8 protein-coding genes are annotated in these 9,761 nt (G+C 57.0%); all 8 read left to right on the forward strand.

The genetic code is table 11. The annotated features are described in order from the left end of the window. Nucleotides 1–4: 4 nt before the first annotated feature. Nucleotides 5–754: a respiratory nitrate reductase subunit gamma gene (narI, locus tag MWU60_RS17990; protein WP_247228780.1), complete on the forward strand. Its 750-nt coding sequence runs from the start codon at nt 5–7 to the stop codon at nt 752–754. Between the two features lie 5 nt (nt 755–759). Further along, nucleotides 760–1,557 (forward strand): peptidylprolyl isomerase, encoded by a 798-nt coding sequence (locus MWU60_RS17995; RefSeq protein WP_247228781.1) that lies wholly within the window; start codon nt 760–762, stop codon nt 1,555–1,557. Between the two features lie 18 nt (nt 1,558–1,575). Further along, the gene (locus MWU60_RS18000) at nt 1,576–2,145 is read left to right on the forward strand and encodes a hemerythrin domain-containing protein (protein WP_247228782.1); all 570 of its coding nucleotides are present in this window, start codon (nt 1,576–1,578) and stop codon (nt 2,143–2,145) included. Then, entirely contained in the window at nt 2,138–2,749 is a 612-nt protein-coding gene (locus tag MWU60_RS18005) for a carbonic anhydrase (protein ID WP_247228783.1), read from the forward strand. The genes MWU60_RS18000 and MWU60_RS18005 overlap by 8 nt, the downstream gene beginning before the upstream one ends. A gap of 3 nt (nt 2,750–2,752) precedes the next feature. Beyond that, complete coding sequence (locus MWU60_RS18010; RefSeq protein WP_247228784.1) at nt 2,753–3,271, forward strand: DUF2478 domain-containing protein; 519 nt, start codon at nt 2,753–2,755, stop codon at nt 3,269–3,271. Between the two features lie 717 nt (nt 3,272–3,988). Further along, a complete protein-coding gene (locus tag MWU60_RS18015) occupies nt 3,989–6,028 on the forward strand; it encodes a winged helix-turn-helix domain-containing protein (protein ID WP_247228785.1) in 2,040 nt (679 codons plus the stop codon). 35 nt (nt 6,029–6,063) lie between these two features. After that, nucleotides 6,064–7,269, forward strand: a complete 1,206-nt coding sequence (locus tag MWU60_RS18020) for a phosphatase PAP2 family protein (RefSeq protein WP_247228786.1) — start codon at nt 6,064–6,066, stop codon at nt 7,267–7,269. Beyond that, nucleotides 7,260–9,353 carry a S8 family serine peptidase gene (locus tag MWU60_RS18025; RefSeq protein ID WP_247228787.1) on the forward strand — a complete coding sequence of 698 codons (2,094 nt, stop codon included), beginning with the start codon at nt 7,260–7,262 and terminating at the stop codon, nt 9,351–9,353. The genes MWU60_RS18020 and MWU60_RS18025 overlap by 10 nt, the downstream gene beginning before the upstream one ends. The last annotated feature ends 408 nt before the right edge of the window (nt 9,354–9,761 follow it).

Here is a 9,761-nt window from a genome sequence, read left to right on the forward strand (position 1 = left end):
CGAAATGTTTGAGAACTTTGATATCAACTTCCTCATCTTCGGCATCATGCCGTATGCGGCGCTGACCATCTTGGTCGTGGGCTCCATCGCCCGCTACGACCGCGATCAATACACGTGGAAAAGCTCTTCCAGCCAATTGTTGCGCCGCAAGCAGTTGATGTGGGGGTCCATCCTGTTTCATGTGGGGATCATCACGATCTTCTTTGGGCACCTTGTGGGGCTGTTCACTCCGGTTTGGGTGTTGGACGCACTTGGCGTGCCATATGCGCTGAAACAGTGGATGGCCGTCATCATTGGCGGACCGGCGGGCATCGCTGCACTGATCGGTGGGACGTTGCTTTTGCATCGTCGCCTGACAGAGCCGCGGATCCGCGCCACATCCAGCTGGATGGATATCACCATCATGGTACTGATCTGGCTGCAACTGGCCATCGGCCTGCTGACCATCACCCAGACCCTGCAACATATGGACGGCTCTGAAATGGTCCGCTTCATGAGCTGGTCGCAAAGCATCGTGACATGGAACATCAACGCTTGGGTCACCGTCGTTGACGTGCACTGGCTTTATAAGCTGCACATCTTCTTAGGCTTGATCATCACCGCACTCTTCCCGTTCTCACGATTGGTGCACATGGTGTCGGGCTTTGCCGCACCGGTCAAATATCTGACACGCCCCGGCTATCAGATCGTGCGGTCGCGGCGCGGCAAAGCACTGCCCAAGCGCAGCGCGCCCAAGTCAACACCAGCGGAGTAGATCAGATGAATTCAGCATTATTCCCAGACCTGATCGTCAATGGCGAAACCGTGCCGCACACGGCGGTGGCGGCCGAAACCCAGAACCACGATGCCCCGGCTGGAAAGCCGGGCATCGCCTGGCGCAAGGCGGCCAATGCGGTCGCCATCCGCACCCTGTTGTTGCAAGAGGCGCGTGCACGGGCCTTGGTCGCTGAACCCAACGAAGTGGCACCGGGCAAGTTTGAAACAGACGAGGAGGCTCAAATCAGGGGTCTTCTTGAAAGCGTCGTCGATCCGGCCACGCCCGAAGACGACGCGATCTATGCGGAGTGGCAGAAAGACCCCAGCCGTTTCCGCGCGCCTCCTTTGTGGGAGGTGTCCCACATCCTTTGCGCCTGCGATCCCCGCGATGAAAATGCCAAGCACGATGCCATGCACCGGGCCGAGGCGTTGATCGCGATGGTGGGCAAAGACGCCAAAAGCTTTGCCGCAATTGCAGCGCGTGAAAGCGACTGCGGGTCCAAATCCTCGGGCGGCACCTTGGGCCAGCTTGGGCCGGGCGATACTGTGCCAGAGTTCGAGGCCATCTTGCGCCGATTGGATGAGGGCGACATCACACCGCAACCGATCCTGACGCGGCATGGCTGGCACATCGTGCGCATGGATGCTGTAGCCCTTGGTGCGGTGCTTCCTTTTGCTGCGGTGAAACCAAAAATCGCGGAAGCCATGGAAAAGGCATCATGGGCCCAGCAAGCCCAACAATTCGTTCAAAAACTGGTCGCGTCCGCCGAAATAACCGGCGCGGACCTCCGATCCGTCTAGCCCCAAGGAGGGCAGATCATGGGTAAACACGTTCGACATATGCACCGGGGGGAATACCTTGAACCAACAGCCGTTGCGCTTTTGGGTCAACCGCTGGCGTTCATCCACGAAGACCACCTGCGCGAGCGGCAAATCTGTACGCTGATTGATGGTATCGCCCATGGCGCAATGCCTGAGACAGACGCCGTGTCTGCCGTTCTGTGCTTTCTGACGATTGAGCTACCCTTGCACCTCAAGGACGAAGAAGAAGACCTTTTTCCACTTTTGCGACGCAGATGCGAACCCGAGGATGAAATCGAAAAGGTGATCGCAAAACTGCTCAAGGATCACGGTCACGCTGATGAAGATACGCCGCAAGTCGTCGCTATACTGGAAGACCTCGCCAATGAAGCACGCGCGCCAAAGCAAGGCGAAAAGGACATGCTGCTGGCCTATGCCGCGCATTCCCGGCGGCATCTGATCCTTGAGAATGCGATCATCCTGCCCTTCGCACGGCTGCGACTGACCGAGACTGATCTGGAAACGCTCTATATCCGCATGTGTCAGCGGCGCGGGCTGAAAAGCCTCAAGGACCCCCGCGATGCTTAACGATCTGCTGGATCGCAATGCTGTCTGGTCTGCGCAGCATAGTAAAGAAGACCCCGACTACTTTGCGCGGCTCGCTGGCCAGCAAGCGCCTGAGTTCTTCTGGATCGGCTGTTCAGACAGCCGGGTGCCTGCCAATGTTGTTGCCGGCCTCGACCCCGGCGAGGTGTTCGTGCATCGCAATGTCGCCAACGTCATTCATTCGGCTGATCTGAACATGCTTTCCGCGCTGGAATTCGCCGTTGATGCACTGGGCATTCGCGAAGTCATCGTGTGCGGGCATTATGGCTGCGGCGGTGTGAAAGCCGCGACCGAGGATTTCCCCCATGGGCTTGCTGATCACTGGCTGGAACCGATCCGCAGGCTGGGCCGCGCCTATGCCGTCGATCTGGCCCAACATGACAGCGCCGAGGCGCGGCGCGATAAGCTGGCCGAACTGAATGTGATCGAAGGCGTGCGCCGGGTGGCGGAAACGCCCATCATGCAACGCGCATGGGCAAAGGCGCAGAGCATCCGCATTCACGGTCTGATCTACGGGCTCAAAGACGGCCGCTTGCGCGATCTTGATTGCACCGTTGGGCCCGGACACTTCACAAAACAAGGCTGACCTATGCACATCGGATACACCATCGCACCCGGTAAAGGGGACACTGATCTATTGTTGGCTCGCGTCGCAGAGGTGTTGCGCAAGGACGGCTATCAGACCTGCGGTACCGTACAGACGAACCGGACCCGCGCCAACGGGCCTTGCGATATGGATGTCACCGTGTTGCCGGATGGGCCGGTGCTGCGGATCTCACAACATCTGGGGCGGGCGTCCAAGGGATGCAGGCTTGATCCATCGGCCTTGGAAACAGCCGTAGGATTGGTTGCGGCACAACTGGGGGCGAAAACTGATCTTTTGATCATCAACAAATTCGGCAAACACGAGGCCGAAGGGCGGGGGTTTCGCGATGTCATCGCAGAGGCCATCGCGCAGGACATCCCGGTTCTGATCGGGGTCAACGCGCTGAACCTTGACGCATTCTCTGAATTTACAGGATCAGTGGGCGCAGAATTGACACCAGATGCCGCAAGCCTGCTGCACTGGTGCCGGAACGTTATGAATACCAAACGCCGCGTCGCCTGAGGTCTGTGATGGAGTGAATGCATGGTCGTGCATGAAAACGCACCCCCACAGATCGAAATTGGACCCGACACAACATGTGCCGGGTCCAGAGATACTAAAATTACTTCTTAAAATTCTCGTCACGTCCCTTTTTCAAAAACGATCCGATTCTTTGGATGGCCAGAAAAGACCATCAATATGTGTCACTCGTTACCCTTCCAACCGCGCCAAAATAAAACAACACGGCTCTTTACGCAGATGACTGGGTCTGAACCGGGACTGTTCAGACCCAAGGGAGAACGCCAAAAACAGATCAATCGACACTTAGGCCCACTCACTGACCCCACTCAGATATGCTTGCGGCTAACCTGATTTGTACCAGCATCAATTGGTTGTTTTGACCACCACTCTTAAACAAAACACCATGTAATAAGGGCGGTCTCTCCTTTTCATCTTAGCTATCGCTTTGCGGGCTCGGGACGACTTTGACGGGAAGAGGTCAGGTCTGGCTCGTCACCCACTTGGCGAAGCATGACCTAACGTTAACGTCGCAACAGTATGAAAGTCCTGAAGGTTTACCTGAAATTTTCTGAAAATTGCTGAAGCCTCACCATCCAGACTTAACCCAACGGAATTAACCAATAAGCTTGCACGAGAGGCGATCCACGGTAGATTGACTTAAGGGAAAGTATACTTCGCCTTCAGTTGCGGCCTGAAGCGCGTTGTGGGGAGATTTCGTTGACACGTATCACCAACGTGGCAGATCAGGTCCGTCTGGGCCTATTCACCTATGACAAAAGGGTAGAATGCCTTTTGGATGCGGCTGGCGAACACGTCAGCCTACGGCCTCAGTCCGCGCAGGTTCTGTCAGTTTTGGTTGAAAACGCCGGTGAAACGGTCACCAAGGATCATCTGATTGCAACGGTCTGGCAGAATGTCAGCGTCACCGATGACAGCCTGACCCAATGTATTGCAGATATCAGGCGCGCTTTGGGCGACACTGACCGCCGCATCCTGAAAACGCGCCCGAAGGTTGGCTATCTGCTTAGCCCGACGCAAACAGATGATCAGACACCCCTGACTGCGATCGGGTCCGGTCAAGAAATCGTCTTGGCCTTGCGACCAGCATGGGTCTGCATCGAAACGGCAAGTGATCAGACATCGCTTAACGTTTTGGGGCTGGAACAACAGGCCGCTGCCAACGGGGCAGGCCGCCTTATCCAGTCCAACGCCAGCACAGCGGTGATTTCGTTTTCTGATGTGTCGGTTGCTTTGCGGTTTGCCTTGGCGCTTGGTGTATCACCCGGCGGGCAAACCTATCGCATAGGCGTTGATCTGGCGCCTGCTGGGCAACAGGACGGGACGGATCCCAGCGACCTGCGTGTCGCGGGCTTATCTGCAATTGGGCAAGCCGCTGAAGTGATCGCCTCGGTCGAAGTCCGCGATCAGTGTTATGGCGAGATGGACTTCGACTTTGAAGATCTGAGCCAGCAGGTCTTGCAAAACACCAACGAGACTGTGCGCGTGTTTTGTGTGAGCACGAACACGGGCGCCACGCGGGTCCTGCCCGACATCGCCACCGAAGACTTGCTGCCAACTATCGCGGTCGTCCCATTTAGGGCGCGTATCGCATCGGAAGATACGACGGTGATTGGTGAAATCATCGCCGATGATCTGATTGCAACAATGTCGCGATCAGCCGATATCAATGTGATTTCACGTCTTTCAACGACAGCTTTTCGTGCGCAAACAACAAGCTTGGAAAAGATAAGTGACGTATTGGGTGCTGATTTCGTTTTGTCAGGAACAATCCTGACGCACGACACCAAGGTCGGCATGATGCTTGAGCTGTCCGAAGTCAGTACAAAAAAGGTCATATGGGCCGAGCGTGTCCAGGTCGAAGTGACCGATATGCTGAACGGTCAGGACGCAGCCGAGGATGTCGTCGCCAAAGTCCGCAAAGCCATTGCGCTTAATGAGGTTGAGCGGGCCCGCTCAAAGCCGATATCGACACTGCGTAACTACACACTGTTGATTGGTGCTGTCGGGCTCATGCACCGGTTGGCACCAGTTGACTTCAATATGGCGGGCGAAATGCTGCGCACTTTGATCGCGCGCAACCCCAATCAACCATCCGCATTGTCGTGGATGGCCAGATGGCATGTGTTGCGTGTGCAGCAAGGGTGGTCAGAAAACCCGCAAGAAGAGGCGCAACTGGCACTTGGCTGTTCGACAAAGGCATTGGACATTGATCCCGAAAATGCGCTTGCGCTGACAAGCGAAGGTTTTGTACTGACCAACCTGCTCCACCAGCTCGATGAAGCCGAGGAGCGGTATGATGCAGCCCTTGACGCCAATCCGAATGATGCCAGCGGTAGGCTGCTGCGCGGTACGCTTTTTGCCTTTCAAGGCAGGGGTGAAGAGGCGAAGCGCGATAGTGAACGCGCGCTACATCTTGCCCCGCTTGATCCGCATCGGTTCTTCTTTCTATCATTGGCAGCTACGGCAAACATCGCGTCAGAAGATTATGAACGCGCGATTGTTCTAGCGAAGGCATCATTACGTTTGAACCGGACGCATACATCGACGTTGCGCGTAAAAGCAGTCGCGCAGATGCGGCTCGGCGATGAAGAAGCGGCCCGCAAGACGACACAAGAGCTGCTGCGTCTGCAACCAAATATGAGCGTTAGGGCTTGGCTAAAGAACTCACCCAGTGCTAGCTTTGAACTCGGACGCAATTTTGCGGCCACACTTCGGGAAACCGGAGTACCTGAATAAACTTGTGAAAGAATTTTCAAAAAGGAGTTTTGATAATGGCAAATGGCGGCGGACCTGAAGGCGGCTTGGGCGGACTTGGTGGCTTGGGCGGACTCGGCGGACTTGGCGGGTTAGGTGGCTTAGGCGGACTTGGTGGATTAGGAGGGCTTGGCGGATTAGGAGGCCTCGGGGGTCTTGCTGCAACTGAAAGCCCACTTGGTGCGGAATCTCTGCTCACAACCCGCGACGGCATCGTCGGCGCACCGCTTGATCTGGACCCAAACATTGTTCAGGGCTGTTGCGAATTCCCCAAGAACCTGAAACGGCTGTCGCCGGAAGTGCGCGCCAGCATCTTTATGTTTGAGCTGGGCACACGCGTTACTTATTCGGCAAGTTGCGATGAAACGGCGACGGCCTATCTGTGGCGACTGGATTCCAAACCCGGACAACCACCCAAAGTGGCAGCCAAACCGCTGGTCGAAATGACAGCGCCAACCATGCAACAGTTCAAGGACCAGATGGGCTATCTGTCCGGCTATGCCGATCTGCGTCAGGATCGCGCGGCAGAAATCCTTGCACAACTCGGAACACCGGTGCCGTTTCTAGCCTCAATCGCCTTTGTTGATCCGGCGCGCACGCCCTTCACAATCGAATTGCTGAATACCGCGTTGCGCTTTGCAAACTACAACCACATGCGCATCAAATACACGATCGCCGCAAAGCGCCCGATTGAGTTTTCGCCACAAGTGCAACCGATGATCCCGACACCGACGCATGGGTCGCTTCCCAGCGGTCACGCGACCGAAGCCTTCATTACGGCACGACTGCTTTGGAAATTGCTGCGCGCGTCCGGCACCCCGCAATATCAGCAGGATGGCGTCTGGGGCGAAATGATGATGCGTCTGGCATCGCGCATTGCCATCAACCGGACCGTTGCGGGCGTGCATTTCCCGATGGACAGCGTCGCAGGATCGCTGCTGGGTCTGACACTGGCCGACTTTATCCACGAACACTGCGATCCCACCATGCAAGACAGCACCAGCGCAAAGTTCATAGGCACACGTTTTGATGCAGCGAACGATTTTGACTGGCATCAGCTTTACGAGGCCGAAGACGACCTTCAACCTAAAAAATCAGGACCAAACGGCAATCCATGGGCTACAACATCGCGCAAACCATCCAAAAACGAAGTGCAATCCGGTCCATTGGAATGGCTGTGGGGCAAAGCCGTCGCCGAATGGCAGGACCTGCCATGCGAATAACCCCAAAAAAGGAACCCGCAAAACAACCATCCAGCCTGCAATGGGAAACAGTCGGCGCAAGAACTTTCGCAAGTAATGCCGTGGATTTTCGCCTGACCCAGCAAGAGAATTTCATCGCCCCGCCTCGGAACCGGGAAAAGGGCGGTGATCAAAGGCGTGATACGATCTGGTGGTCAGCGCTGATTGATCTGCGCGACACAAGTATCGCAGGTTTTGCAAAAACGCTGGACAAAGCTCTGAGCGGTCAAGTTCATATACCTTCGGACTACAGCCGCAAAGAACGCCAAGAGGTCTTTGAAGCGAAGATCATCGTGGTTTTTGCCACAACAGAACTGCTGCGTATCGTGAACGAGGCCCCTAAAAAGTTCAAAACCGCTTCTGTAGTACTTGGCGCAATCATTGACCCGGACTTCATCAACGTCGACGCCAAAAGCCAAAACGCGGCTTTGCCCATTATCAACGTGCCCAATGGCACTGTGATCACAGCCGTGATTGATGACGGGATTGCATTCGGCAACAACGTCTTTCGGGACGGGCTGACATCGACGCGGGTGCAATACGTGACTGTATTGCCAACGATACCTGGGACTGCGCCGGGGCAAGCCTCGGTCGGAACCGAGCTTGAAAAACCGCAGATCGACGCTTTGCTGGTCGCGAACACCTCGTGCAACCTGCTGGATGAGGATCGGTTTTATCAACAGGCGGGTCTGATCGACTATGCCGACGGGACGTTTTCACCAACGTCACTGCGGCGGTCGCATGGCACGCATATCACGGGCCTGGCCGCAGGTTATCCCATGGATGATGCGCCCGATGACCGACCGATCCTGTGTGCGATCCTGCCGACGCGGGTGACCGACGATGTCTCGGGCGGGAGCATCCTGCCCAGTCTGATCCTCGCACTGCTGCGATTGACCCGCCAAGCCGCACGGTTCCGCTGTCAGGACGGCAGCAGGCCGCCTGCTGTTTTCAACTTCAGCTACGGCAACTTTGGGGGTCCGCATGACGGGACCAGCCCCATTGCCCGTGTGATCGAGGACTACTTCGGCCCCGATTGCGACAACGATCAGGAACTGCGGCTTGTGTTGCCCTCTGGCAATGGCAATCTGTCACGCACACATGGCATGCTGGAATTCAAAGGCGCGGGTAACCGCCCGGCCAAAGTGCTTGATTTCGTGGCCATGCCCGACGACCGCACAGCCAGCGAAGTGCAGTTGTGGATGCCCTACAGCGCGGCCAGTCCGTTGCCGAATGTCGTCAGCGTGCGCGCCACAACCCCGGATGGGTTGCAAAGCGGACCGGTCGATATCACGGCGGGGTCGTATCAGGCGCTGTTCAACCAAGACGGGATCGAGGTGGCGCGCCTATCCTATGCGTTTACGCCACTGCCAACCGCGCGGGGTGTCATCACGCTTAGCCTGAACCCCACGGCAAGCCTGACGCCAGCGCCGCTCGCGCCGTCGGGACGCTGGCAGATCGAGGTCACGCCAGACCAGATCGCAACTGACGAAGCCGTGCAGGTCTGGATTGAACGCGATGATACACTGCCCGGGTTCAGAAGCGGTGGGCGTCAGTCCTATTTCAACAATGGCGACTATGTGCGCTTTGACAAATACGGTGCGCCGCTCGCGGTTGATCCCGCGGGAACAGACAGCCCGATCCGGCGGGCGGGAACGCTCAGCGGATTTGCCTGCGGCCCGTCACCTTTGGTGATCGGCGCGCTTGTGCAAAGCAACGGCGATATGTCGGATTACTCTGCCGCCGGGCCAATCACACCACCGCGCGGCCAAGCCGTAGCAGACCGTACCGGCCCGGACGCCTCAGCGCGCGGGGATGACAGTCTGGTGCGCCAAGGGGTGATCAGCGCAGGATCACGCAGCGGATCAGCGGTGCGCCTGAACGGCACAAGCGTGGCTGCACCACGGGTCGCACGCTTTACCGCAAACAGCATGGCAGGCGGTGCGGCAGGCGACAGGGCTTGGATACAGGCCCAGGCAATCGCCCAAGATCCCACCTTCCCAACGCCAACACCAACCCCGCCAACACGCGTCGGCAGCGGCCGGTTGAACATATCCATCCCCTGACTTGGTTTCGGCGCGTAAACCAAAGTAAGCATGGTGGTTAAACTGCCCCGACTGAACACCACGCGGGGCAGTTGTTACCTTGTCACCTTGATCAGGCAGTGATGTACCTGTGCGATCAGATTGGTGAATGGGCCGTTGAGCGAAGGCAACGGTTTGTGCTTTTGCCCTCACCCGCCAGTGCCACCTGTCTGTTTGCACCCAACGGCGAGTTTGCTCCGGTAGGGGACAGGACAGTCCGTGAGCGAAACCAGCCGTCCATGCAGAACGCAGCGAAGGTCGGCTGTGAGCTGATTCTGTGGAAAAACAACGTGTTGCGGGCGCAGAAAGTAGCGGCATGAACTGGGCGCAAATGCCTTTCTGATTAAGCTTTGCGCGTTTGCTGCGGTGCGGGAAAGATCTTGGCCAGTT

The sequence above is a fragment of the Yoonia sp. F2084L genome (genome assembly GCF_023015625.1).
GTDB lineage: Bacteria > Pseudomonadota > Alphaproteobacteria > Rhodobacterales > Rhodobacteraceae > Yoonia.

What these genes read in the sequence shown, in the direction of transcription:
- narI (WP_247228780.1), top strand. Translation starts at nt 5, where the DNA reads ATGTTTGAGAACTTTGATATCAACTTCCTCATCTTCGGCATCATGCCG.
- MWU60_RS17995 (WP_247228781.1), top strand. Translation starts at nt 760, where the DNA reads ATGAATTCAGCATTATTCCCAGACCTGATCGTCAATGGCGAAACCGTG.
- MWU60_RS18000 (WP_247228782.1), top strand. Translation starts at nt 1,576, where the DNA reads ATGGGTAAACACGTTCGACATATGCACCGGGGGGAATACCTTGAACCA.
- MWU60_RS18005 (WP_247228783.1), top strand. Translation starts at nt 2,138, where the DNA reads ATGCTTAACGATCTGCTGGATCGCAATGCTGTCTGGTCTGCGCAGCAT.
- MWU60_RS18010 (WP_247228784.1), top strand. Translation starts at nt 2,753, where the DNA reads ATGCACATCGGATACACCATCGCACCCGGTAAAGGGGACACTGATCTA.
- MWU60_RS18020 (WP_247228786.1), top strand. Translation starts at nt 6,064, where the DNA reads ATGGCAAATGGCGGCGGACCTGAAGGCGGCTTGGGCGGACTTGGTGGC.
- MWU60_RS18025 (WP_247228787.1), top strand. Translation starts at nt 7,260, where the DNA reads ATGCGAATAACCCCAAAAAAGGAACCCGCAAAACAACCATCCAGCCTG.